This window comes from Pseudogemmobacter blasticus (genome assembly GCF_003071405.1).
In the GTDB taxonomy this organism is placed as follows: domain Bacteria; phylum Pseudomonadota; class Alphaproteobacteria; order Rhodobacterales; family Rhodobacteraceae; genus Pseudogemmobacter; species Pseudogemmobacter blasticus.
The window spans coordinates 3,442,968-3,465,530 of record NZ_CP020470.1; the positions used below are offsets into that span (position 1 = coordinate 3,442,968).

Annotated in this window: 22 protein-coding genes and 1 tRNA gene; 7 read left to right on the top strand and 16 right to left on the bottom strand. The window is 65.7% G+C overall.

Going from position 1 to position 22,563, the window contains the following annotated elements:
- Window positions 1-78: 78 nt before the first annotated feature.
- The 5 genes from B6K69_RS16755 to B6K69_RS16775 all read right to left on the bottom strand — a co-directional run bounded on the left by B6K69_RS16755 (window position 79) and on the right by B6K69_RS16775 (window position 4,649).
- A complete protein-coding gene (locus B6K69_RS16755) occupies window positions 79-1,203 on the bottom strand; it encodes an aminotransferase class V-fold PLP-dependent enzyme (RefSeq protein ID WP_108644609.1) in 1,125 nt (374 codons plus the stop codon).
- Between the two features lie 259 nt (window positions 1,204-1,462).
- Window positions 1,463-2,206, bottom strand: coding sequence for a DUF4145 domain-containing protein (locus tag B6K69_RS16760; RefSeq protein ID WP_108644610.1), 744 nt, complete (start codon window positions 2,204-2,206; stop codon window positions 1,463-1,465).
- A 349-nt stretch (window positions 2,207-2,555) separates the two neighbouring features.
- Entirely contained in the window at window positions 2,556-3,659 is a 1,104-nt protein-coding gene (locus tag B6K69_RS16765) for a mandelate racemase/muconate lactonizing enzyme family protein (protein WP_108644611.1), read from the bottom strand.
- Between the two features lie 55 nt (window positions 3,660-3,714).
- Window positions 3,715-4,197, bottom strand: a complete 483-nt coding sequence (locus B6K69_RS16770; protein ID WP_108644612.1) for an Lrp/AsnC family transcriptional regulator — start codon at window positions 4,195-4,197, stop codon at window positions 3,715-3,717.
- A complete protein-coding gene (locus B6K69_RS16775) occupies window positions 4,194-4,649 on the bottom strand; it encodes an Lrp/AsnC family transcriptional regulator (RefSeq protein ID WP_108644613.1) in 456 nt (151 codons plus the stop codon). Before B6K69_RS16775 ends, B6K69_RS16770 begins: the two co-directional genes overlap by 4 nt.
- Window positions 4,650-4,811: 162 nt before the next feature.
- Here B6K69_RS16775 and B6K69_RS16780 point away from each other — a divergent pair, with 162 nt between their 5' ends.
- Window positions 4,812-5,936 (top strand): Hint domain-containing protein, encoded by a 1,125-nt coding sequence (locus B6K69_RS16780; protein ID WP_108644614.1) that lies wholly within the window; start codon window positions 4,812-4,814, stop codon window positions 5,934-5,936.
- 101 nt (window positions 5,937-6,037) lie between these two features.
- A complete protein-coding gene (gene ilvC, locus B6K69_RS16785) occupies window positions 6,038-7,060 on the top strand; it encodes a ketol-acid reductoisomerase (RefSeq protein ID WP_108644615.1) in 1,023 nt (340 codons plus the stop codon).
- A gap of 122 nt (window positions 7,061-7,182) precedes the next feature.
- Here ilvC and B6K69_RS16790 read toward each other — a convergent pair whose 3' ends face one another.
- The 5 genes from B6K69_RS16790 to B6K69_RS16810 form a co-directional block, all read right to left on the bottom strand.
- A complete protein-coding gene (locus B6K69_RS16790) occupies window positions 7,183-8,559 on the bottom strand; it encodes an aldehyde dehydrogenase family protein (RefSeq protein ID WP_108644616.1) in 1,377 nt (458 codons plus the stop codon).
- 83 nt (window positions 8,560-8,642) lie between these two features.
- Complete coding sequence (locus tag B6K69_RS16795) at window positions 8,643-9,461, bottom strand: hypothetical protein (protein ID WP_108644617.1); 819 nt, start codon at window positions 9,459-9,461, stop codon at window positions 8,643-8,645.
- 88 nt (window positions 9,462-9,549) lie between these two features.
- Window positions 9,550-10,749 (bottom strand): UbiH/UbiF family hydroxylase, encoded by a 1,200-nt coding sequence (locus B6K69_RS16800; RefSeq protein WP_108644618.1) that lies wholly within the window; start codon window positions 10,747-10,749, stop codon window positions 9,550-9,552.
- An 82-nt stretch (window positions 10,750-10,831) separates the two neighbouring features.
- Window positions 10,832-11,077 carry a hypothetical protein gene (locus B6K69_RS16805; protein ID WP_108644619.1) on the bottom strand — a complete coding sequence of 82 codons (246 nt, stop codon included), beginning with the start codon at window positions 11,075-11,077 and terminating at the stop codon, window positions 10,832-10,834.
- A 133-nt stretch (window positions 11,078-11,210) separates the two neighbouring features.
- Entirely contained in the window at window positions 11,211-11,861 is a 651-nt protein-coding gene (locus B6K69_RS16810; protein ID WP_108644620.1) for a pyrimidine 5'-nucleotidase, read from the bottom strand.
- Window positions 11,862-11,961: 100 nt separating this feature from the next.
- On the opposite strand from B6K69_RS16810, the gene B6K69_RS16815 reads away from it, so the two are divergent.
- The gene (locus tag B6K69_RS16815) at window positions 11,962-12,597 is read left to right on the top strand and encodes a GntR family transcriptional regulator (protein ID WP_107672021.1); all 636 of its coding nucleotides are present in this window, start codon (window positions 11,962-11,964) and stop codon (window positions 12,595-12,597) included.
- 7 nt (window positions 12,598-12,604) lie between these two features.
- Here B6K69_RS16815 and B6K69_RS16820 read toward each other — a convergent pair whose 3' ends face one another.
- Window positions 12,605-14,398 (bottom strand): glycosyltransferase, encoded by a 1,794-nt coding sequence (locus B6K69_RS16820; protein WP_108644988.1) that lies wholly within the window; start codon window positions 14,396-14,398, stop codon window positions 12,605-12,607.
- A 117-nt stretch (window positions 14,399-14,515) separates the two neighbouring features.
- Entirely contained in the window at window positions 14,516-15,670 is a 1,155-nt protein-coding gene (gene carA / locus B6K69_RS16825; protein WP_108644621.1) for a glutamine-hydrolyzing carbamoyl-phosphate synthase small subunit, read from the bottom strand.
- Window positions 15,671-15,851: 181 nt separating this feature from the next.
- Between carA and B6K69_RS16830 the strand changes: the two genes are divergently transcribed.
- A complete protein-coding gene (locus tag B6K69_RS16830) occupies window positions 15,852-16,310 on the top strand; it encodes a GatB/YqeY domain-containing protein (protein WP_108644622.1) in 459 nt (152 codons plus the stop codon).
- A 36-nt stretch (window positions 16,311-16,346) separates the two neighbouring features.
- On the top strand, window positions 16,347-16,676 hold the full coding sequence (locus B6K69_RS16835) for a YnfA family protein (RefSeq protein WP_108644623.1): 330 nt from the start codon (window positions 16,347-16,349) through the stop codon (window positions 16,674-16,676).
- Here B6K69_RS16835 and B6K69_RS16840 read toward each other — a convergent pair.
- From B6K69_RS16840 to lipB, 4 genes are all read right to left on the bottom strand, one after another.
- Window positions 16,673-17,158 (bottom strand): DUF2244 domain-containing protein, encoded by a 486-nt coding sequence (locus B6K69_RS16840; RefSeq protein WP_108644624.1) that lies wholly within the window; start codon window positions 17,156-17,158, stop codon window positions 16,673-16,675. The two genes, B6K69_RS16835 and B6K69_RS16840, sit on opposite strands and share 4 nt — an antisense overlap.
- 92 nt (window positions 17,159-17,250) lie before the next feature.
- Window positions 17,251-18,921, bottom strand: a complete 1,671-nt coding sequence (gene ctaD, locus B6K69_RS16845; protein WP_108644625.1) for a cytochrome c oxidase subunit I — start codon at window positions 18,919-18,921, stop codon at window positions 17,251-17,253.
- A gap of 205 nt (window positions 18,922-19,126) precedes the next feature.
- Entirely contained in the window at window positions 19,127-19,540 is a 414-nt protein-coding gene (locus B6K69_RS16850; RefSeq protein ID WP_108644626.1) for a c-type cytochrome, read from the bottom strand.
- A 110-nt stretch (window positions 19,541-19,650) separates the two neighbouring features.
- Window positions 19,651-20,325: a lipoyl(octanoyl) transferase LipB gene (gene lipB, locus B6K69_RS16855; RefSeq protein WP_108644989.1), complete on the bottom strand. Its 675-nt coding sequence runs from the start codon at window positions 20,323-20,325 to the stop codon at window positions 19,651-19,653.
- A 102-nt stretch (window positions 20,326-20,427) separates the two neighbouring features.
- Between lipB and B6K69_RS16860 the strand changes: the two genes are divergently transcribed.
- Together B6K69_RS16860 and B6K69_RS16865 are read left to right on the top strand one after the other, a co-directional pair.
- Window positions 20,428-22,104, top strand: a complete 1,677-nt coding sequence (locus B6K69_RS16860; RefSeq protein WP_108644627.1) for a peptidoglycan-binding domain-containing protein — start codon at window positions 20,428-20,430, stop codon at window positions 22,102-22,104.
- Between the two features lie 93 nt (window positions 22,105-22,197).
- Window positions 22,198-22,284, top strand: a tRNA-Leu gene (locus tag B6K69_RS16865).
- Window positions 22,285-22,563: the final 279 nt, after the last annotated feature.

Sequence of the window (22,563 nt, forward strand, 5' to 3'; positions counted from 1 at the left end):
TGGGGCGCGAGAACGCCCGCACGACATCGAAATGTTAGACGCCCGGCCGGGCCGGGCGTTTCCTTTTGTGCCCCGGCGTCAGAGAACCGCGTCCACCGCGCGGCGCAGCCGGGCCACGGTCGCCGGAACGTCGGCAATCTTGTCCAGCCCGAACAGCCCCAGCCGGAAGGTGCGGAAGGCCGCCCCTTCGCCCACTTGCAGCGGCACGCCCGCCGCGATCTGCACGCCAAGCGCGCGGAACTTCGCGCCCGACTGCACCTCGGGGTCGTCGGTATAGCTGACCACCACGCCCGGCGCCTGGAACCCCGGCGCCGCGACCGAGGCCACGCCCTTTTCCGCCAGCATCGCCCGCACCGCCTGGCCAAGCGCCCATTGCGCCGTCTTGGCTTCGGCAAAGCCCATGGCGCGGGTTTCCAGCATGGCATCGCGGAAGCCGATCAGCGCATCGGTGGGCATGGTGGCATGATAGGCATGGCCGCCCTTTTCATAGGCCTCCATGATCGCGCGCCATTTCTTCAGGTCCAGCGCGAAGCTGTTGCTGGTCGTCTCGGCCAGCCGCGCCTCGGCCCGCGGCCCCATCACCACGATCCCGGCAGAAGGCGAGGCGCTCCAGCCCTTTTGCGGGGCGCTGATCAGCACATCGACGCCGGTGTCCTGCATGTCCACCCAGATGCAGCCGCTGGCGATGCAGTCCAGCACCATCAGCGCCCCCACCTCATGCGCGGCGGCGGCAAGCTTGCGGATGTAGTCGTCGGGCAGGATGATGCCGGCGCTGGTTTCCACATGCGGGGCGAACACCGCATCGGGGCGTGTTTCGCGGATCTTGGCGACCACCTCGTCAATGGGCGGCGGCGCATAGGGGGCGCGGGCCTCGTTGCCGGTCTGGCGGGCCATGGCGACATGGGTTTCGGTGGCAAAGCCGCCGGCCTCGAAGATCTGGGTCCAGCGATAGCTGAACCAGCCGTTGCGCACGATCAGCGCGCGACCCTGCCCGAACTGGCGGGCGACCGATTCCATCGCATAAGAGCCGCCCCCCGGCACCAGCGCCACGGCGCTGCCGTTGTAAACCTCGCGCAGCATCCCCGAGATGTCGCGCATGGCCTGCTGGAAGCGGGCGGACATGTGGTTCAGCGAGCGGTCGGTGAATACGACCGAGAATTCCTCAAGGCCGTCGGGGTCGATATGGGCGTGTAGTCCGGGCATGGCGGGTCTCCCTGTTCGGGGTGAAGCTAGGCCCTGCGGCCGCAGACGCAAGGGGGAGAGTGTCGCGAATGGATGTTGCCTGAGGCGCCCCCGCTTCGTAGGGCTCTGAGGCCATCCCACGCCCGACCGGAAGCCCCGGCCGGGTTAACAGCCGCGCAGCGGCCCCGGCCAGCGCCCGACCGCCCCCCGGGCGGGCGCTTTCGGTCGTGTCTCAAAGGTAGCTTTTGCAATGCTAACGCCATTCAGCTTGCGAAGTATTTTATGAATCCTTTTGCGAAGCTGTGCGTTCCGCAAGGTAAATCATTATTTGGCAGCATGACTGACTAAATATGATTTTTATCAAAGATTCGAAGTCGTCTAGCTGGAATTTTGGATCATACGCAGACTTAAGGATGTTGAAGTCGGCCGCCAACTCTTTAACATTTGGGTTTTCATAGCTAAGTTGCCATTCATGAGCGCAGGCATTTCTGATGCGTCGTATTGCATGAAAGTGATCTCTGAGATCGGATTCTATCATGCCTTCAGAGTGAGCACCGTCTATCCTGCCTTCAAAGGTAAACCCGCACTTATTGCCATTTCTATATCTTAAACTTGTAGTCTTACGTCCCTTCAGGCTTAATTGGTTGTCAATAAAGCTATTTAACATGCTTTCGATCATTGCCCCCCAGACAAGTCCGATCGCCCTGGGTGAATTGCGGGCATTCTCGATGTTTGCCTCTCTTATAAAACCATAGACTTGTGGCAAAGCAAGTGTCCATTGAGGAAGCATATTAGAAGTGTTGCTGTTTTCTTTGTGCAAAGGTCTGCTGTAGGGGCGAATTTCACCAAATTCGCCGCTCACGCATCTACTGAAAATCTCCCGACCATGTGTCTCAGGATCATTTGGGCTTGCCGTAAAGGGAAGCTCATCCGGGTATGCTGAAGTGCGGATAACGCAATCTATCTGTGTATTTTCAGCGTTAGACCAAACTGGATCTCGGACGGAAATTATCTGAAATTTCATTTCAACCCATCCCTTTCGATGTCAGTCTTGGCTGCAGTCCATATCAAATTTTCAAAAATAGATAGCGTTCCCATGCCGCTCTTCTTGACACTTTCGCTAATACCCTTGAATAATTGTGCCGCAAGCCTGTTCAATTCCCAAGCGGCTGCTGAAAGCTCTTGTCTCATAGGTGCAACAAGACATTAGCTACCATTCTGAAATTCAGTAAAGACATCTCTTCATGTCGACCTGCCACCTTTGGTGGCGGGAACGGCGTTGGTCAGCCTCCGACCCGCGCTCCCGGCCCGGGGCGGCCAGTCGAGACAGCGGTGATGCCGCAGCTTGGCGTCCGCCACGCCCCATCCCCCCTTCACCCCCGTTCGCTGACCCGATGCGTGCTGCGGTCCAGCCAGGCGGGGTTGATCTCCACCCCCCAGCCGGGGGCGTCGGGCACGGTGACGTGGCCGCCGTCCACCCGGTAGGGGGTGCCCAGGAACAGCTCGTCCTGCCAGGGGTAGTAATCCAGCCCCTCGATCGACAGTTCCAGGTACTTGCCGGCATTCGGCAGCGCCTTCAGCAGGTGCATGGTGCACATCGTCACCAGCGACAGGTTGGCGGCATGGGGGGTGATCGGCAGGCCTGCGGCATGGCCCATGCGGGCAACCTGCAGTGTGCGGTGGATGCCGCCCATGTACATGACATCGGGTTGCAGGATGTCCACGGCCTTGTGTTCGATCATCAATTGCCAGGCGGTGAACTCGCAATCCTGTTCGCCCCCGGCCACGTCGATGCGCAGCGCGCGGCGGACCTCGGCGGTCTGGTCCACCTCCCAATAGGGGCAGGGCTCCTCGAAATGGCCGATGCCGTGGTCTTCCAGCATCCGGCCCACTTCAATGGCGCGGGCGGGGGAATAGCAGGAATTGCCGTCAACTAGCTTGTCGATGCCGTCGCCAAGCGCCTTTGACACCACCGGAATGACCGCCTCGGTCCGCCCCGGCCATTCGTCGCGGTCGCGGCCGCATTCGGCGCCGACCCGCCACTTGAAGGCGGTAAAGCCGTGATCGTCGCGCAGCCGTAGGAAGCGGGCGGCCTCCTCCTCGGGGGTGATGTCGCGCTTCATGCTGCTGGCATAGGCGCGCAGGGGCCCCGGCGTGCCGCCCAGCAGTTCCACCACCGGCTTGCCCTCCAGCCGGCCCCGCAGATCCCACAGCGCGGTATCAAGGCCGGTCATGGCGCGGCGCAGATAGCTGCCGGGGAACTTGTGTTCCCGTTCCTGGATCAGGCGCAGCGTATCCTCGAAGTCCAGCGCATCGGTGCCCAGGGCATGGGGCGCGATCTGGCGGTGAAACACCTGCGCCGTGATGTCTGCCATATAGGTTGAGGTCTGGCCCCAGCCAATATCGCCGGTCTCGGCGGTGACCTTCACGAAACAGACAAATTCATTCCCGAAGGTTTCAAGTTTCGCAATCTTCATTCGTTTGGTCCTGCTGCCGGGATGCCTGTCTGCGGGCCATGGTATCGGGCCGCGATCACGGTTTCACGACCGTTTCCGCCATGCCCAGCGGGCCGGGGCGTCGTTCTTCGGTCAGCAGCACATTGGCCTCGACATTGCCGACACCGGGCAGCGTCATGATGCGGCGTCGTAGGACACGTTCGAAATCGGCCAGGTCGCGGGCGACGACGCGCAGGCGGTAATCGAACAGGCCCAGCACATGCTGCACCACCTGCACCTCGGGAATGGCGGTGGCGGCGCGTTCGAAATCCTCCAGGCTGACGCGGCCCTTGGTGGCCAGCCTGACGCCCAGGAACACCGTCACGCCAAAGCCAAGCGCCTGCCGGTCCACCTCGATCCGGCGCCCGGTCAGGATGCCGGCCTCCTCCATCCGGCGGATGCGGCGCCAGGCGGCGGGCTGCGACAGGCCGATGCGACGGCCCAGTTCGCCGGCCGACAGCGTGGCATCCTGTGCCAGCGCGCGCAGAAGCGTGCGGTCGGTATCGTCAAGGTCGATCACAGCGGCAACCCTTCGGTGTTCTTGATGGTCGAGACCAGCATCAGCGCCTCGACCTCGGCGATATGGGGCAGGGCCAGGATCTGCTGGCGATAGACCTCGGTCCAGTGGCCCATGTCGCGGGCGATGACGCTCAGCCGCACATCCACCCGGCCAAGGAAGGTTTCGATGGCAATCACTTCGGGCACCAGCCGGGCCGCGGCGATGAATTCGTCAAAGGCGCGCGGATCGGTCTTGTCCAGCGTGAAGCGCAGGCTGACCTCGACGGCATAGCCAAGCGCGCGCCAGTCGATTACCGCGTGCTGGCCGCGAATGACGCCGGCCGCGGTCAGCCGTTCCAGCCGGCGCCAGCAGGTCGCGGTGGTGATGCCGGCGCGTTCGGCAAGGGCGGCGGTGGCCAGCCCCGGATCGGCCAGCAGATGGCGCATCAATCGGCGGTCAGTATCGTCAAGCATAGGTATCTCATAAACCCTGGGTTGAGTGAATGATAGACTACAATTCTCCTCAACATCAATGTGAATGCTGCGTCATCACGTCTGATCGTGAAAACTCTGGACGGGGGGCAGACCCGCTGTTACAGGCGAAAATGGGGACTTTGTCGCAAGAAAGAGTTGCAAATGGCCGTTGTAACCGTTCATCTTTTCTCGGCTTCGGCCTTGTCGGTGGTCCGCACCGACGGCCAGGGGTTCAGCAGCGGCGTCAACCCGGCCCAGAACCCCTACACCAACGGCAACGCCTATTCCTGGAACACGCCCTCCGATCTGGCGATCACGCTGCCCACGACAACGGTGTCGCTGACCTATCAGGACAGCAATGCCTCGCTGGATGGCGTCAACCCTTCGGCGACCCAGGTCAGTGATCAGCTTCTGGCCGCCCCGATCACCGTCGGCGGCACAAACTATGTGCCGAACGGCTCCGAATTCCGCTGGCAGGGCACGACCTTCGTTTCCAACCATTCCGAGGTCACGCTCTACGCGGCCGACGGCACGGAATACCGGATGGTTTCGGTCACGGTGACAGCCGGCTACAACACCCCGTCGGTTGTCGGCGTGTTCTTCGAAGGCCCGCAGCCCCCGGCGGGCGCCACGCTCTATTACCGGCAGGGCCAGTCGACCTTCCAGCAGGACGGCACACAGACAGCCGTGCCCTGCTTCCTGGCCGGCACGCTGATCGACACCCCCGAAGGTCCGCGCGCGGTTGAGGATCTGCGGGTGGGCGATCTGGTGCTGACGCTGGACAACGGGCCGCAGCCCGTGCGCTGGATCGGCCGCAGCCAGGTGGATGGCGCCGGCGATCTTGCCCCGCTGTGCATCCGCGCCGGCACCATCGGCAACACGCGCGATCTTCATGTGTCGCCCAATCACCGCATCCTCGTCCGCTCGTCCCGGGCCGAACTGATGTTTGGCAGCTCCGAAGTGCTGGTCGCGGCCAAGTTCCTGATGGATGGCGTGAAGGTCACGCGCGCCCCGCGGCCCGTGGCCGATTATCTGCATCTGATGCTTGACCATCATGAGCTGGTCTTTTCCGAAGGCGCACCGACCGAAACGCTGTTCGCCGGCCCGATGGCGCTGCAGGCGCTGCCCGAAGCCGCCCGCGCCGAACTGCTGGCGATCTTCCCCCAGATCGACACCATCGGTCACCAGCTTGCCCGGGCTGACCTGACCCGGCAGGAAGCGCGGATGCTGGGTGCGGTGCCCGCTGTCGTGCATGAATTCGCGGATAATCACGCCAGGCACGCATGAAAACAGCGAAGACTGCGGAATTTCTTTGAAATTTGCAGGCATTTCCGCGCCCGCGGCTCTATGCTGCGCCCAGACAGTCAACCAACAAGCAGGAGCGCCCGATGCGCGTCTATTATGATCGCGATTGCGACATCAACCTCATCAAGGACAAGAAGGTCGCCATCCTTGGCTACGGCAGCCAGGGCCATGCCCATGCGCTGAACCTGCGCGACAGCGGCGCCAAGAACCTGGTCATCGCGCTGCGCGAAGGCAGCCCGTCGGCCAAGAAGGCCGAAGCCGAAGGCCTCAAGGTCATGGGCATCGCCGAGGCCGCCAAATGGGCCGACCTGATCATGTTCACCATGCCCGACGAACTTCAGGCCGAGACCTACAAGAAATACGTCCATGACAACCTGCGCGAAGGTGCGGCGATTGCCTTCGCCCACGGCCTGAACGTGCACTTCGGCCTGATCGAGCCGAAGAAGGGCGTCGATGTCATCATGATGGCGCCGAAGGGCCCCGGCCACACCGTGCGCGGCGAATACGTCAAGGGCGGCGGCGTGCCCTGCCTGGTGGCCGTCCATCAGGATGCCAGCGGCAAGGCGATGGAACTGGCGCTGTCCTACTGCTCGGGCATCGGCGGCGGCCGGTCGGGCATCATCGAGACCAACTTCCGCCAGGAATGTGAAACCGACCTGTTCGGCGAACAGGCGGTTCTCTGCGGCGGTCTCGTGGAACTCATCCGCATGGGCTTCGAAACCCTGGTGGAAGCCGGCTACGAACCCGAAATGGCCTATTTCGAGTGCCTCCATGAAGTGAAGCTGATCGTGGACCTGATCTACGAAGGCGGCATCGCGAACATGAACTACTCGATCTCGAACACCGCCGAATATGGCGAGTACGTCAGCGGCCCGCGCATCCTGCCCTATGACGAAACCAAGGCCCGGATGAAGGCGGTTCTGACCGACATCCAGACCGGCAAGTTCGTCCGTGACTTCATGCAGGAAAACGCCGTCGGCCAGCCCTTCTTCAAGGCGACCCGCCGCATCAATGACGAACACCAGATCGAGAAGGTCGGTGAAAAGCTGCGCGCCATGATGCCCTGGATTTCCAAGGGCAAGATGGTGGACCGCTCGCGCAACTAAGCGCGGCCAGATCCGCAAACAAAGGGCCGGAGGGGAAACCTTCCGGCCTTTCCCTTTGCCGCTTCCTCTTGGGTCAAATACCCCACGGGGGTCCGGGGGTGTGAAACCCCCGGCAGCGCCACTCAGCGCAGCAGCGCCAGCAGCAGCGACACCAGCCGCCGCACCCGGCCGGTCACCGGCGGGAACAGCAGCGGCAGCACCGAGAAGCGGTTCACCACCACCGGCTTTTCATGGCTGAAGGCCAGGAACCCCGCTTCCCCATGCGCCGCGCCCTGACCGCTGGCCCCGATGCCGCCAAAGGGCATGGTCGGGTGGGCGAAATGCGCCATCGTCAGGTTCACCGCGACCGAGCCGGAGCGGGTTTCCGCGCGGATACGCTCGATCCGGGCGGCGTCGCTGTCGAAGACATACAGCGTCAGCGGCTTTTCCCCGGCATTGATCGCCGCCAGCACCGGGCCAAGGTCGTCATACTCGATCACCGGCAAGAGCGGGCCGAAGATCTCTTCGCGCATCGCGGCCATTTCGGGCGTCGCGTTCAGGATCAGCGTCGGCACCGTGCAGCCGGCGGGCGGCTGGCCCACCGGGCGCAGGGTGGCCCCCTTGGCGGCGGCATCGTCCAGCAAGGCCTGCATCCGCGGCCCGTGGCGGGGCGTGATCGGGCCGGTCATGTCGGGCGCCATGCGCGCCAGCTCACCCTCCAGCGCGGCCAGGAAGGGTTGGGCGATGCTGCGGTGCAGATACAGATGGTCGGGCGACACGCAGGCCTGCCCGCCATTCGACAGCTTGCCCCAGGCCAGCATCCGCGCGGCGCGCGCAATGTCGGCGCCGGGGCCGACGATGACCGGGCTCTTGCCGCCCAGTTCCAGCGTCACGCTGGCCAGATGCGGCGCGGCAGCCGCCATGACCTTGCGCCCGACGGCGGTCGATCCGGTAAAGAAGATATGGTCGAAGGGTTGCGCCAGCAGCGCCTCGGCCACTTCGGGCCCGCCTTGCGCCACGGCGACATGATCTTCGGGGAAGGTCGCCGCGATGATCTCGGCCAGCAGGGCGGCGGTGCGGGGCATCAGTTCCGAGGGTTTCACCACCACCCGGTTGCCCGCCGCAATGGCCGAAACCAGGGGCCCCAGCGTCAGCATGAAGGGATAGTTCGACGGGCCGAAGATCAGGCACAGCCCCTTGGGTTCGGGGATGACGCGGGTAAAGGTGCCGGCCATGGTCAGCCCCGCGCCCAGACGGCGGCCGCGCATCCAGCGGCCAAGCCGACGGCGGGCGCTGCGCAGTTCCTGATAGACCGGCAGCAGTTCGGTCAGTTGCACCTCGACCGGGCCCTTGCCGAAATCGGCCAGCAGGGCGGATTTCACCGCTGCCTCGCGGGCGCGGATTTCGCGGCGCAGCCGCTCCAGCGCGGCCAGCCGGTCCGAGCGGGTCAGCCCGGCGGGTTGCAGCGCCAGGGCGGCGCGCAGGGCGGCAATGGTGGGGGCGTGATGTTCGCTGTCCATGGGCCACAGGCTGAACCGGGGCGCGGCCTCGCGCAAGCATGACCTAGGGTCCGCGACGACGGACCGCGCCCCGTCTCGGGGCGTCAGCCGCCGGTATGGGCCTTCAGCGCCGCAAGCGCGGGTTCGGGCCACAGCGACAGGTCATCGGGATAGACCATCGGCGCCTTGGCATCCCCCACATGCCAGAAGGCGAACACCTTGCGCTTGGCCGCGTCAAGGTAAAGCCCGGCATAGTCTTCGTCGCAGGTGAACTTCAGGCAGGCCTCGCCCAGATAGTTGCCATCGACCAGCCCGCCCGACCCCAGCTCGCTGATCCGCTCGGCGAACTGCGGCCAGCTTGCCCCCAGGGCGGATTTCAGCTCCTGCTCGACCGGCCTGATCTTCAGCGCCTCGACCGGGTGCTTCTCGGCCAGTGTCGGCAGGGCGTCCCAGTCCAGCGTCGCGGTGCTGGCGAAACTTTCGGGCTTGCCGGCAACGAAGCCGTGTTCGGGCGTCCAGCTCCACACTTCGCCGGGCAGGGACGGCGTGGCTTCGCCGGTCCAGATCAGCGCCTCGGGCCGCACCTCAAGCGTCAGCCCGTTGCAGGTTTCCACCGGGCCGTCCAGCCGGGCAGGGCCGCCCTGCGGCAGGACCAGCACGAAGGGCGCGGCGTTGCAGGCATTGCCGCCGGGGCCGGACACGCCCGAGATCACCGTCTCGCCGCCCACCTTTTCGGGGGAATCCAGAAAGATGTCGCCATCGGTATGCACGACCTTGTCATCCACGGTCAGCGTGTCGGTGCCTTCGCCATCATCGCTGACCGTGATGCTGTGGCCGTTCACGGTCAGGATCTGGTCGGCGTTCTGCGCCAGCGCCGGATCGGCAAGGACAAGGGCGAACAGCGGGGCAAGGCGATATGGCATGAAGAACCTGCAAGGGTCATGGACGGGCAAGTCCCCACATTACCCCGCGGGCGGGCCGGGGAAAAGACGCGGTCTCGTGATGCCGGTTTCAGCGCACGCCCAGCCCGGCGCGCATCATGGTCCGGCGCAGCGGGGCCACCGAATACAGCGTGTCCAGCGCCGCCGCCCGCAGGTCGCGGAAGGTCTGGCCCCCCATCATCGAGGCGCGGTTCAGCGCGTCAATCCCGGCAACCCGCGCCTTCACCTCAAGATGCCGCCGCCGCTGGTAGGTCTCCAGCATCTTCGCCCCGCCCAGACCGGCGCGGTCGGCTTCGGCCAGCTCCAGCAGCACCCGCAGATCGGCCAGCGACATGTTCAGCCCCTGCGCCCCGATCGGCGGCACCACATGCGCCGCCTCGGCCATCAGCGCCGTGCGCTCGCCGGTCATGCGGTCGGCGACCTGGCTGATGATCGGCCAGACCGACCGCCGGGTCGCCAGCTTCAGCGGCCCAAGGATCTGGCAAGACCGCATATTCATCTCGGCCTCGAAGTCGCGCTCGGGCAGGGCGGCCAGACGGGCCACTTCCGGCCCGGTCTCCATCCAGACAATGGCCGAGGCCGGCTGGCCATTGCGGTCCGGCAGCGGGACCAGCGTGAACGGCCCGCCCGAACGGTGGATCTCGGTCGAGATGTTGTGATGCGGAATCGGATGCGTCACCGCGAAGGCCAGCGCCTTCTGGCCATAGCGCAGGGTATGAACCCCGATGTCCAGCACCTGCCGGATGGTGGAATTGCGGCCATCGGCGGCCACCACCAGCCGGGCGGTGACAATGGCGCCGTCCGACAGGGTGACGCGCGCCTCGGCCTCGCGGGTGAACAGCGCGGTGGTGGCGATGCCGGGCCGGAACGAGACGGTCGGCAGGTCCGCCAGCCGGGCCACCATCTCGCGGCGCAGCAGCCAGTTGGGAAAGTTCCAGCCGAAGGGTTCGTCGGAAATGTCGGCGGCGTCAAAATCCTTGACGATGCGCGGTTCCGCCACCGGCCCGCCCGCATCGACGATCCGCATCACCTGCAACGCGGCCGCATGGGGTTCCAGCCGGTCCCACAGGCCGGCGGCCTGCAACACGGCGCGGGACGGGTGCAGGAAGGCCGTGGTCCGCAGATCGGCGCCTTCGGCATCGCCATCGGTCACCGGCGGGGTCGGGTCAACACAGATGACCGAGAAACCGGCCGATCCGAAGGCGGCGGCGGCGGCAAGTCCGGCGGGGCCGCCGCCGGAAATCAGGATGTCGGTGGATTCGCGGGTCATGTGGGCCTCCGCATCCAAACTAGGGGCTGGGGGGCGCAGGCGCCAGTGCGCAGTTCGGCGGCAGGCGGCGCGCCCGGCGCCGTCAGGGCAGGGTGATCCAGATCAGCAGGACGAAGATCACCGGAACCAGCGTCACCGCCGTCAGCGTCAGCGCGACAAGGCCCCAGGTCTGCACCGCCAGCACCAGCGCAAGCAGCACGATCGGAACCGCCCAAAGCACGGTTTCCGCCGCCGCATCGGTCTCGCTGTGCTTCGAGGCCCCATGGGCGGACAGGGCGGGGGCGGACAGGGCGGCGCGGGGCAGGTCAAGGTCGGCGGCAAGGGTCATCGGGAATCCTCTCTTTGATGAATCCCAGATATCCAATTTGGCCGCCACGAAAAGTGACGTTTTGCCGCAGTGCGGCAGAATCCTGCGGCAACGTCGCGTCGCCGCATGGCCCGTCCTGCATCTGCCTGCCGTTTCAGCGGGTCAGGCGGCGCAGGAAGGCGGTCAGGTCGGCGGTATGGTGCTGGATATGCGGCGCGGGTGCGGCCTCCGGGGCCACATGCACCGTGCGCAGGCCCATGTCATGCGGCACGGCCAGATTGCGCGGGTCGTCCTCGAACATGGCGGTCCGGGTCGGCGCCAGCGCGTCGCGGGCAAACACCGTCTCGAACGCCTCGCGCCGGGGCTTGGGGTGATAGCCCGCATGTTCAACGCCATAGACAGCGTGGAACAGCCCGCCATCCAGCCCGCGCGCTGCCAGAACCTTGTGGGCATAGGGCGTATCGGCATTGGTAAAGACGATGCGCCGGCCGGGCAGGGCGGCAATCGCGGCGGCAAGGACCGGGTCGGGCGTCAGCGGCGAAAAGTCGATGTCATGCACATCGGCCAGATACTCGCCCGGTTCGATGGCATGTTCATGCATCAGCCCCGCCAGCGTGGTGCCGTAAAGCGCCCAGTAATGCTGGCGCAGATGGTCGGCCCGGTCCCGGCTGACATTCAGGCGGGTCATCACCCAATCCGTCATCCGCTGCTCGATCTGGTCGAACAGCCGCATCTGCGGCGGATACAGGGTGTTGTCGAGGTCGAACACCCAGGTGTCGACATGGGAAAAATCTGTTTGGGGCATGGCGGCGTTCTAGGCCGGTGCTGCGGCTTTGGGAAGGGTTGATTGGCCCCGGCCCGGGGTCTAGGGTGCGGGATGCAATGCAGCAGAGGGCCGGAAAGCCGTGCAGAAAGACGCCTATACGCTGATCCTTGAGGCGATCGAGGCCGGAACTTACAAGCCGGGCGACCGGCTGGTCGAAAGCGAACTGGCCGAACGGCTGGGCGTCAGCCGCACCCCCGTGCGCGAGGCGCTGCAACGGCTGGAAACGCAGGCGATGCTGACGCGCGACGGCCGCAGCCTGATCGTGGCCACGCTGGACCACAACCAGTTGGCCGAACTCTATGCCGTGCGGACCGAGCTTGAGGGGCTTGCCGCGCGGCTTGCGGCCCGCCACGCGACCGAGGAAGAGATCCGCGTGCTGCAAAGCATGGCCGCCGATGACCGCGCGCTGGTGGGTGGCGATCCGCGCGAACTCAGCCGCGCGAACAAGCGGTTCCACAAGCTCATTCATCTGGCCAGCCACAATAGGTTTCTGGTGCAGCAACTGGATCTTGTGCATCGGTCGATGGCGCTGATGGCGACCACCTCCTTCGCGGCCGAAGGGCGCGATGAGGTGGCGCTGCATGAGCATGAGGAAATCGTTGCGGCCATCGCGGCGGGGGATGGTGAAGCGGCCTATCAGGCGCTGAAGACCCATATCAGCCGCGCCTTCGAAACCCGCCTTCGGGTCGAGGCGGGCGAACTGCGGCTGCGCTGACCGCGGCTTATTCCGCCGGATCGGCGCCGCTGTCGTAAAGGCCGTGATGCGTCTTGTCCCAGTAGAAGGGGCGGCGCAGGGTTTCCCAAAGCCCCTTGTAGGCGGCAAAGGCCGCCAGCGGAAAATAGGCCTGCAGCGTGAAGGCCCAAAGCGGAGAAAGCCGGTGCCCGCTGCGGCGCAGCGCGATGATGCCAAGGCTGATGTTCACCGCCTCGGCCAGCAGAAACAGCGTGACCAGCGCGCCCAGCGTGGCGGGCGACAGCGCCGCCGCCAGCGGATGCGGCAGCCCAAGCGCCATGATCCAGAACGACCACAGCAGCGGCGCCAGCAGCGATTGCAGGATACTGCCCAGGAACATCACCTGGAATCCGAAGAACCGGCGCGGCCCGATCTGCCGCCACAACAGACGCGGCGCCCGCATATGCACGGCCCAAGTCACCATATAGCCCTTGATCCAGCGCGACCGCTGCCGGACCCAGGGCAGAACCCGGCAATTCGCCTCTTCCCCGGTGACGGTCTCGATCACCTCGGTCCGATAGCCGTGCCGGGCCAGACGGATGCCCAGATCGGCGTCCTCGGTCACGTTATGGGCGTCCCAGCCGCCAAGGTCTTCCAGAACCTGCCGGCGGAAGAACAGCGTCGTTCCCCCCAGCGGCACCACAAGGCCCATGCGGGCGATGCCGGGCAGCATCAGCCGGAACCAGCCTGCATATTCGATGGTAAAGCAGCGCGACATCCAGTTGGTGTGCGGGTTGTAGTAATCCAGCATCCCCTGCAGGCAGGCCACCTCGGGGCCACGGCTGTGGAACCGCTCCACCACCTTGCGGATCTGGTCGGGGTCGGGGGCATCTTCGGCGTCATAGATGCCGATCAGGCTGCCCCGGCAATGATCCAGCGCGATGTTCAGTGCGCGCGGCTTGGTACGGACCTGCCCGTCGGGCATCACGATGACGCGCATCCACGGTGGCAGGTCGGCCGCGGCCAGCGCGTCGCGGGTCAGGGTATCGTCTGCCTCGACCGCCAGCAGCACATCCAGCCTGTCGCGCGGATACTCCAGCCGCGACAGGCGGCGGACAAGGCGCGGGGCAATGTCCGCCTCGCGATACAGCGCCACGATGATCGAGACGGTGGGCAGACGCAGCGGCGTGGCGGCGGCGGGTTCGGGCGGCGGGGCGCGCAGCGCGGCCACGGCGGCGGCCAGTTTCAGCGCGGTGGACAGGATCAGCGCCCCCACCGCCACCGCAAGCAGCCCTTGCAGCAGCACCAGCGGCGCGGCCCACAGAACCGCCAGCATCAGGCCCAGGCCGGCCGCCAGCCAGGGCATCGCCAGACCGTTGCCCCAGGTGCGGCAGCTTTCGGCGGCGTCAACGCGGGTTTCGGCAATCTGCGCCAGCCTCGCGCCGCGGCGGGCGTGCAGCGCCGCCTCGATCTGCGCAACGGGCGCCAGCGCCATCAGCACCGGGCCAAGCCGCCGCTCCAGCAGCGGGCGCAGCCGGGTGAATGCGTCGGGGCGCGAGGTGACGACCACGATCGCCGCCCCCGCGCGCCGCCAGGGCAGCAGGCCGTGGCGCAGGCAAAGCTGCACCCCCAGCCGGTCGATCAGGGCCGGGTCGGGCAGCGGGGCGCAGGGATTGACCCGCGTCGTGCCGAAATGCCGGGCGGCGGCGTCCAGCAGCCGGTCTTCCGCCACGCGGACATCGGCCCCGGAGGCAAGGTCCGCTGGCGCCAGCAGGCCCCGGCGCACCAGCCGCAGGGGCAGGGCCGCCGCCTTGTTTTCGGCGGACGGAGGGGCCTGTTGCAAGGGATCGGGAACATGCACCGCAACGCACCGTCTTGACCGGACGGCGCAGCATCGCGAGGCATCGTTAACGCTTGGTTAACAACAGATTAACAGCCGCCCGGCCGCCTGTTGCCGCGCTCAGGCGGCGCGGCGGGCCTGCATGGCGGCGGCAAAGCGTTCGAACAGGTAATAGCTGTCCTGCGGGCCGGGGCTGGCCTCGGGGTGATACTGCACGCTGAACACCGGGCGGTCGGTCATGGCAATGCCGCAATTGGTGCCGTCGAACAGGCTGACATGGGTTTCCATCACGCCCTTGGGCAGGGTGTCGGCATCCACGGTGAAGCCGTGGTTCATCGAGGTGATTTCCACCTTGCCCGTGGTCAGATCCTTCACCGGATGGTTCGCGCCATGGTGGCCGTGGTTCATCTTGCGGGTCTTGGCGCCAAGCGCCAGCGCCAGCATCTGGTGGCCCAGGCAGATGCCGAACAGCGGCAGGTCGGCCTTCAGCACGCCCTGGATCATCGGCACCGCATATTCACCCGTCGCCGCCGGGTCGCCGGGGCCGTTCGACAGGAACACGCCGTCCGGCTTGTGCGCCAGCACCTCGTCAGCGGTGGCGGTGGCGGGCAGCACGGTCACATCGCAGCCCGCGCTGGCCAGGCAGCGCAGGATGTTGCGCTTGGCACCGTAATCCACGGCAACCACCTTGAACCCCGGCCCGCTGCGGCGGGTATAGCCTTCGGGCCATGCCCAGCGTTGTTCATCCCAGGTGTAGGACTGGGCGCAGGTTACATCCTTGGCCAGATCCAGGCCAACCAGCCCTTTCCAGGCCCGCGCCTTGGCTACCAGCTTCTCGATGTCGAACTTGCCCGCCGGATCATGTGCCAGCGCCACATGCGGGGCGCCCTGCTGCCGGATGGCGCGGGTCAGGCGGCGGGTGTCCACGCCACCAATGCCGATGCGGCCAACCTTCGTCAGCCAGGCGGTCAGCTCGCCCGTGGAACGCCAGTTCGACGGTTCGGTCGGGTCCCATTTCACCACCAGCCCGGCCGCGGCAGGGGCGGCGGTCTCGTCATCTTCGGGCGTCACGCCGGTATTGCCGATATGCGGGAAGGTGAAGGTCACGACCTGCCCCGCATAGGACGGGTCCGTCATGATTTCCTGATATCCGGTCATCGCCGTGTTGAAGACCAGCTCGGCCACCGTCTCGCCCACGGCGCCGAAACCCTGCCCGTAGAAAAGCGTGCCGTCGGCAAGCGCAAGGCAGGCGGTGGCATTCTGCGGCGCAGGCATGGGCTGAGTCTCCGGAATGTGGCGAATTGGCGCGAACCTAAAGGGGGGGCGGGGCGGGGTCAACCCTTTGCCGGAAAAGGATTTCCTTTTCAGAACAACAGCTTGGTTCTGGGTCGCCGTGTTGCGCCGGACGCGCGCATCCGGTAATCTGTCGGCCAGTCAACAAAAGGGATGCAGCCAGATGTCTTTGCGGGACCGTCTTCAGACGGCGTTGAAGGACGCGATGAAGCAGCGAGAGGCCGACCGCCTGTCCACGCTGCGGCTGATCAATGCGGCGATCAAGGACCGTGACATCGCCAGCCGCGGCGAAGGCGGCGAGGGCATGGTCTCCGATGCCGAGATCGTCGCCCTGATGGGCAAGATGGTGAAGCAGCGCCAGGAATCGGCCCGCGCCTATGAAGAGGGCGGGCGGCTGGAACTGGCCGAGAAGGAACTGGCGGAAATCGTCGTCATCCAGGAATACCTGCCGCGCCAGATGTCGCCCGAGGAAGTGTCCGTCGCGATCGAGGCCGCCATGGCCGAGACCGGCGCCGCCAGCATCCGCGATGTCGGCAAGGTGATGGCGCTGCTCAAGGCAAAACACTCCGGCCAGATGGATTTCGGCGCCGTCGGCGCGCTGGTCAAGGCGCGGTTTGGCTAAGGCGCGTATCGCCGCCGTCAGGGCGGGGGCAGGCCCATGACCTGGGTCCTTTTTCCCCTTGCCGCGCTGGCCGAGATCGGCGGCTGTTTCGCGCTCTGGGCCGTGGTGCGGCTGGGCGCATCGCTGCTTTGGGCCGTGCCGGGCGTGTTGCTTCTGCTTGCCTTCGCTCTGGTTCTGACACAGGCGCCGGCCGATGCCGCCGGGCGCGCCTATGCCGCCTATGGCGGCGTCTATGTCGCGGCCTCGATCCTGTGGCTCTGGCTGGTCGAAGGGCGCTTGCCTGACCGCTGGGATCTGATCGGCGGCGCGGTTTGCCTGCTGGGGGCGGCGATCATCCTGTTCGGCCCGCGCGGCGCGGCGGGCTAACGCAGGGCCGCCAGCCGGGCCCGCAACTCGCCCGCCAGCGCGGCGCGCTCGCCTTCGGTCAGGAAGGCGCCCAGCTCCACGTCGCGATTCGCGCCCCGCAGCGTCAGATACTGCGGCACCGGGCCGCCGGTCGGGTGCAGGTCAACCCGCACCCAATGCGGGTTCGCCTGCCAGTCCTGGCGGCGGCCATGCGGCCCGTGGCGCGACAGGCTGATCTGTTCGGGGGCCAGCGTCAGCACTTCAAGAATGTCACGGTCGCGGCCGTTCTTGCGCAGCGCGGCCCAGATCGCCCAAAGCGCACCCCCCAGAAACGGCAGCAGCGCCCAAAGGACCGGGCTGCCGATCACCGCCGCCAGCGGCACGGCGATCAGTATCGCGGTCAGCCCGATGAACCAGACGAATCCGCGCTGCCCAAGTGACCGATGCGGCCACAGGTGCAGGCGCTGGGTTTCCTCGGCGGGCGGATGCCATTCATAGGGCATGGTCAGGCGGCACCGTTGGTTCAGGGCGGGCTTACCCAAAGCAAAAGGCCCCGGGGTTTCCCCCGGGGCCTTGCCCGCGTGTCTGAGGGCGCTCAGTGCGCGGGGGAACGGTCCCAGTCCTCACGCTTCGGCAGTTGCTCGAAGGTATGCTCCGGCGGCGGAGAGGGCAGGGTCCATTCCAGGCTGTCGGCGTATTCGTTCCAGTAGTTGTTCTGGGTCACGCGCTTGCCGGCGAACAGCGTGTAGAACACGATGCCCAGGAACAGCAGGAACGAAGCGAACGAGATCATCGCGCCGATCGACGACACATAGTTCCAGTAGGCAAAGGCCTCGGGATAGTCGATGTAGCGGCGCGGCATCCCCTGACGGCCCAGGAAGTGCTGCGGGAAGAACGTCAGGTTCGACCCGATGAACATCAGGAAGAAGTGCAGCTTGCCCGCCCATTCCGGGTACTGGCGGCCCGACATCTTGCCGATCCAGTAGTAGATGCCCGCAAAGATGCCATAGACCGCGCCAAGGCTCATCACATAGTGGAAGTGGGCCACGACGTAATAGGTGTCGTGATACACCCGGTCCACGGGGGCCTGGCTCAGCACGATGCCGGTCACGCCGCCCACGGTGAACAGGAACAGGAAGCCGAAGGCGAACAGCATCGGCGTCTTGAACTCGACCGAACCGCCCCACATCGTTGCGATCCACGAGAAGACCTTGATGCCGGTGGGCACCGCGATGACCATGGTCGCCAGCATGAAGTAGGACTGCTGGGTCAGCGACATGCCCACGGTGTACATGTGGTGCGCCCAGACCACGAAGCCCAGAACACCGATCCCGACCATGGCATAGACCATCGGCAGATAGCCGAAGATCGGCTTCTTCGCGAAGGTCGCGATGACATGGCTGATGATGCCGAAGGCGGGGATGACGATGATGTACACTTCCGGGTGGCCGAAGAACCACAGGATGTGCTGGTACAGGATCGGGTCGCCGCCGAACTCGGGCTTGAAGAAGGCTGTGTCGAAGTTGCGGTCGGTGATCAGCATGGTGATCGCGCCGGCCAGCACGGGCAGCGACAGCAGGATCAGCCAGGCGGTGACGAAGATCGACCAGGGGAACAGCGGCACCTTGTGCATGGTCATGCCGGGGGCACGCATGTTCAGGAAGGTGGTGATGATGTTGATCGCACCCAGGATCGACGACGCGCCCGACAGGTGAACCGCGAACAGCGCCAGATCAAGCGAGAAGCCGTCTTCGCGATTCGACAGCGGCGGATACAGCACCCAGCCAACCCCAGACCCGGCCTGGCCATTGCCGCCCGGCGCCAGCACCGAAGCGATCGCCAGCGCGGTGCCCGCGACATACAGCCAGTAGGACAGGTTGTTCATCCGCGGGAACGCCATGTCCGGCGCCCCGATCATCAGCGGCATGAAGTAGTTGCCGAAGCCGCCGAACAGGGCTGGGATCACCACGAAGAACATCATCAGGATGCCGTGGGCCGTGACGATCACGTTCCACAGGTGGCCGTTGGGCGTGCACTGGTCCACGGTGGTAGGAAGAAGGCGCGTACCTTCCATGCACATGTACTGCACGCCGGGGTGCATCAGTTCCATACGCATGTAGACGGTGAAGGCGACCGAGATCAGCCCCACCAGACCGGCGGTGAAAAGATAGAGGACACCAATGTCCTTGTGGTTCGTCGACATGAACCAGCGCACAAAGAAGCTGCGCTTGTGATGATCATGCCCATGCATGGCGGCGTCGGCCATCGGGTCCTCCGTTGCGTAATCCCGTTCCGGCCGTTGGTTGGTTCCACGGCCCGGTTCCCTTGGCCCTGTTCTAGCTGCGGTGCGGGCGACAGGCAATGAAATTGATATAGATCAAATTCTTGATTTTCGACGGGCGGTTCGGGCAACGAAAAACGCGGCCGGTGTGACCGGCCGCGTCGGGAAATGCGCAGGAAAAGGGGGCAGGTCAGCCGCCGACCGAGGCGAGGTAGGCCGCAACATCGGCGCCGCCCGAGGTCAGCTTGAACGACATCTTGGACTTGGCGCTTTCATCGCCCGAAACCTGCTTCAGCCAGGCAGCCGGGTCCGCGACATAGGCCGCGATCGAGGCTTCGTCCCAAGAGGCGCCAGTTGCGCCCGCAGCAAGGATGCCGTCGCCATAGCGGAAATCGGGGTCCGAGGCGACCCGGCGTCCGACCACGCCATAAAGGTTGGGGCCGGTCTTGCCGCCCTTCTGGATCTCGGTTCCGTCGGGCGCGATGATCGAATGGCAGGCCTTGCACTTCTTGAATTCGGCCTCGCCGGCGGCCGGGTCGCCCGCCAAGGCGGGGGCCGCGGCAAGAGCGGCGAAGGTGGCGGCCAGGAAGGTGAACTTGGTCATGTCGTCCTCATCGTGTGCGGTGCAGAACGCTCGGCACCTTGGCTGCAACATGGGGCAGGGGGCGGCTGTTATGCAATAGCAAGCCCATAGCTTTGATCTGTTATCTGGCGTCACATCCCGCAGGCGGGGCCGGAATCGAACGCGACGGGGAAGGTTTTCAGCAAGGCGGCATCCAGATCGGCCAGTGTCACGGGAAGGCCCAGATCAACCAGGCTGGTAACGCCATGGTCGCGGATTCCGCAGGGTACGATGCCCGAGAAATGTGTCAGATCGGGTTCGACGTTGATCGAAATGCCGTGGAAGCTGACCCAGCGGCGGATCTTGATGCCGATGGCCGCGATCTTGTCTTCCGCCGGGCTTCCGTCGGGGTTGGCCGGCCGGTCGGGCCGCACCACCCAGACGCCGACACGGCCGGGGCGAATCTCGCCTGTCACGTTGAACTCGGCCAGGGCGGCGATCACCCAGCGTTCCAGCGCCCGCACAAAGCAGCGCACATCGCCGCCACGGGCGCGCACATCCAGCATGGTATAGACAATGCGCTGGCCCGGCCCGTGATAGGTGTACTGGCCGCCGCGTCCGGTGCGGATCACGGGAAAACGGCCCGGATCGACCAGATCGGCGTCGCGCGCCGAGGTGCCGGCGGTGTAGAGCGGCGGGTGCTCCAGCAGCCAGATCGCCTCATCCGCCTCGCCGCGCGCGATGGCTTCGGCACGGGCCTCCATGGCGGCAAGGGTGGGTTCATAGGGCGCCAGACCCGGAAGATGCGTCCATTCGACCAAAGTCAGCGGTCCTTTTGCTGTGGCATCCAGGAATCCGGCCTTTTCAGATGCCCGCGTCATGCTAGCATCACAGGCAATTTCCCAGACCGCATTTGTTGGAGTGATGCAATGAAGACCAGGGCTTTTGCAACCAGTGCCGCAACCAGTTTTCTTGTCGCCTCATTGTCCTTTGCGCCCGTCTCGCCGCTGGTGACGCCGGCGCGCGCCGATACCGGCGACGTTGTCGCCGGGCTGATCGTCGGCGGGATCATCGGCGCCGCCATCAACGAAGGGTCTAAGAAGAAGGCCGCACCCGGCAGCAAGACAAAGGTAAAGGCAAAATCCACCAAGTCGGCCATTTCGCCGGAACAGAAGGCCGCCAATATCGAGGTGCAGCAGGCGCTGAACTTCTTTGGCTGGCCGGTCGGCACCGCCGATGGGGCGCTGGGCAAGAAAAGCCGCTCGGCCATCTCTGAATATCAGGCGTTTCTGGGCCACCCCGGCACGGGTGAGCTGACACAAGAGGAGCGCACGATTCTGGTGACCGCGCATGTGCGGGCCAATGCCGGCGGCGCGGCGATCACCGAGATCGTGTCGGGCAGCGTCTATGGCGTGCGCGGGGTGATTCTGGCGCAGCGCGACGACATGAAGGCCTCTGGCCCGGTTGTTGCCGCCATGCCCGGTGCAGGGGCTGCGGTTGGCGCGGCGGCGGCCGGGGCAATCGTCCCCGATGCGCCGGCCGTGGCGGCACCCGCGCCCGCCGCGCCGATCCAGGCCGCCACCGCGCCGATTCCCGCCGCGCCGGTCGAGGCAGCCCCGACCGCGCCGGCGCTGCCGTTGTTCATGGACCCGAATGGCGGCAAGGGCGCCTTGTCGGCTGTCTGCAATGCGGTCAGCCTCAGCACCGGGCAGAACGGCGGCTATGTCACCGCCGCCACCATGACCGATGCCCATGGCGCGCTGGCCGAACAGTTCTGCCTGACGCGCGCGGCGGCCATCGCCAGCGGCGATGCGCTGGCCTCCAAGGTGGCGGGCTTCACGCCCGACCAGATTTCCCAGCAATGCGCCGGTTTCGGCCCGGTGCTGAAGGATCAGGTCGCCGCCCTGTCGTTGCGCCCGGCGGATGAGGTTTTGGCCGGGGTCGAGGCGTTCATCCTGAATTCCGGCATGTCGCCCGCGCAACTGTCGGGCACGGCCAAGGTCTGCCTTGGTGTGGGCTACAAGACCGACCAGATGGATGTGGCCATCGGCTCGGCGCTGATGCTGACCGCGATGGGCGAGACCGGCTATGCCGAATTGCTGGGCCACCATCTGGCGCAGGGGTTCGGTGCCACGCAGCGCCCCGATCTGGCGATGGGCTGGTATGAGGTGGCACTGGGCGCGATGGATGGCGGGACGGATGTCTTTGCCCCCGGCATGGCCGGGCGCGAGGATCTGATCCGCAAGGCCTCTTACACGCTGGCGGGGCGCGCCTGGGATCTGGCCCCGCAGCCCAAGGTGGAAGAGGCCGCGCTTCCGGCATTTTCGGTAACGCCGGATGCGGCGGAACCGGCGGCAACCGATGTGGCGGCCGAGGTTCCGCCTGCGGTGCCGGTGGCGACCGAAGTTGCGGTGGTCCCGGTGGCCGACCCGGCCCCGGCTGCGGTGCCCGCGCCCGTGGCGGCGCCGATGGTCGCGGAAGCCGCCCCCGCGCCCGCCGATCCGGCGGCGGCGGTGAATCCGAATCCGCAGGTGATGAAGGTTGGATCGGATGTGGTGATGGGCCTTGCCCGCGCGCCGATGATGATCTTCGCGGTGGGCTTCTGACCGGCGTGTGCTTGCCCGGAAGGGGCATGAAAATGCCCCTTTCCTTCCCGGGCAACTGCCGCTAAATACGCGCCACCTGTGCCAGGGCGCAGTGCGGATGTGGCGGAATTGGTAGACGCGCAGCGTTGAGGTCGCTGTTCCTTAACCGGAGTGAAAGTTCGAGTCTTTTCATCCGCACCACGCCCCGGCCAGGTGAACCCCCAAAAGACCTGACGACAGGCAACCGGCCAGGACGGGCAACACCCTCCCCAATTGATGACAACCTGCAGGCCGCGCCGATTCGGCGTGAACGCCATTTCGCCGGCGCGACTTGCTGCGTTGCGGCATGTCTTGGTTCGTGCAGCGTAAAGTTGTGTTTGAAATGGTTGTTTCGGGCGGCGGTCGCCATTGCCGGCCTTGTTCAGAATACGACTGTTCTGCCTGCGAATTCGGCGTCGTTGCTGACCATTTGATCAACGA

Bases quoted from the DNA above. Each gene is read 5' to 3' on its own strand.
- B6K69_RS16755 (WP_108644609.1), bottom strand. From the start codon at position 1,203: ATGCCCGGACTACACGCCCATATCGACCCCGACGGCCTTGAGGAATTC.
- B6K69_RS16760 (WP_108644610.1), bottom strand. From the start codon at position 2,206: ATGAAATTTCAGATAATTTCCGTCCGAGATCCAGTTTGGTCTAACGCT.
- B6K69_RS16765 (WP_108644611.1), bottom strand. From the start codon at position 3,659: ATGAAGATTGCGAAACTTGAAACCTTCGGGAATGAATTTGTCTGTTTC.
- B6K69_RS16775 (WP_108644613.1), bottom strand. From the start codon at position 4,649: ATGCTTGACGATACTGACCGCCGATTGATGCGCCATCTGCTGGCCGAT.
- B6K69_RS16780 (WP_108644614.1), top strand. From the start codon at position 4,812: ATGGCCGTTGTAACCGTTCATCTTTTCTCGGCTTCGGCCTTGTCGGTG.
- ilvC (WP_108644615.1), top strand. From the start codon at position 6,038: ATGCGCGTCTATTATGATCGCGATTGCGACATCAACCTCATCAAGGAC.
- B6K69_RS16790 (WP_108644616.1), bottom strand. From the start codon at position 8,559: ATGGACAGCGAACATCACGCCCCCACCATTGCCGCCCTGCGCGCCGCC.
- B6K69_RS16795 (WP_108644617.1), bottom strand. From the start codon at position 9,461: ATGCCATATCGCCTTGCCCCGCTGTTCGCCCTTGTCCTTGCCGATCCG.
- B6K69_RS16800 (WP_108644618.1), bottom strand. From the start codon at position 10,749: ATGACCCGCGAATCCACCGACATCCTGATTTCCGGCGGCGGCCCCGCC.
- B6K69_RS16805 (WP_108644619.1), bottom strand. From the start codon at position 11,077: ATGACCCTTGCCGCCGACCTTGACCTGCCCCGCGCCGCCCTGTCCGCC.
- B6K69_RS16810 (WP_108644620.1), bottom strand. From the start codon at position 11,861: ATGCCCCAAACAGATTTTTCCCATGTCGACACCTGGGTGTTCGACCTC.
- carA (WP_108644621.1), bottom strand. From the start codon at position 15,670: ATGCCTGCGCCGCAGAATGCCACCGCCTGCCTTGCGCTTGCCGACGGC.
- B6K69_RS16830 (WP_108644622.1), top strand. From the start codon at position 15,852: ATGTCTTTGCGGGACCGTCTTCAGACGGCGTTGAAGGACGCGATGAAG.
- B6K69_RS16835 (WP_108644623.1), top strand. From the start codon at position 16,347: ATGACCTGGGTCCTTTTTCCCCTTGCCGCGCTGGCCGAGATCGGCGGC.
- B6K69_RS16840 (WP_108644624.1), bottom strand. From the start codon at position 17,158: ATGCCCTATGAATGGCATCCGCCCGCCGAGGAAACCCAGCGCCTGCAC.
- ctaD (WP_108644625.1), bottom strand. From the start codon at position 18,921: ATGGCCGACGCCGCCATGCATGGGCATGATCATCACAAGCGCAGCTTC.
- B6K69_RS16850 (WP_108644626.1), bottom strand. From the start codon at position 19,540: ATGACCAAGTTCACCTTCCTGGCCGCCACCTTCGCCGCTCTTGCCGCG.
- B6K69_RS16860 (WP_108644627.1), top strand. From the start codon at position 20,428: ATGAAGACCAGGGCTTTTGCAACCAGTGCCGCAACCAGTTTTCTTGTC.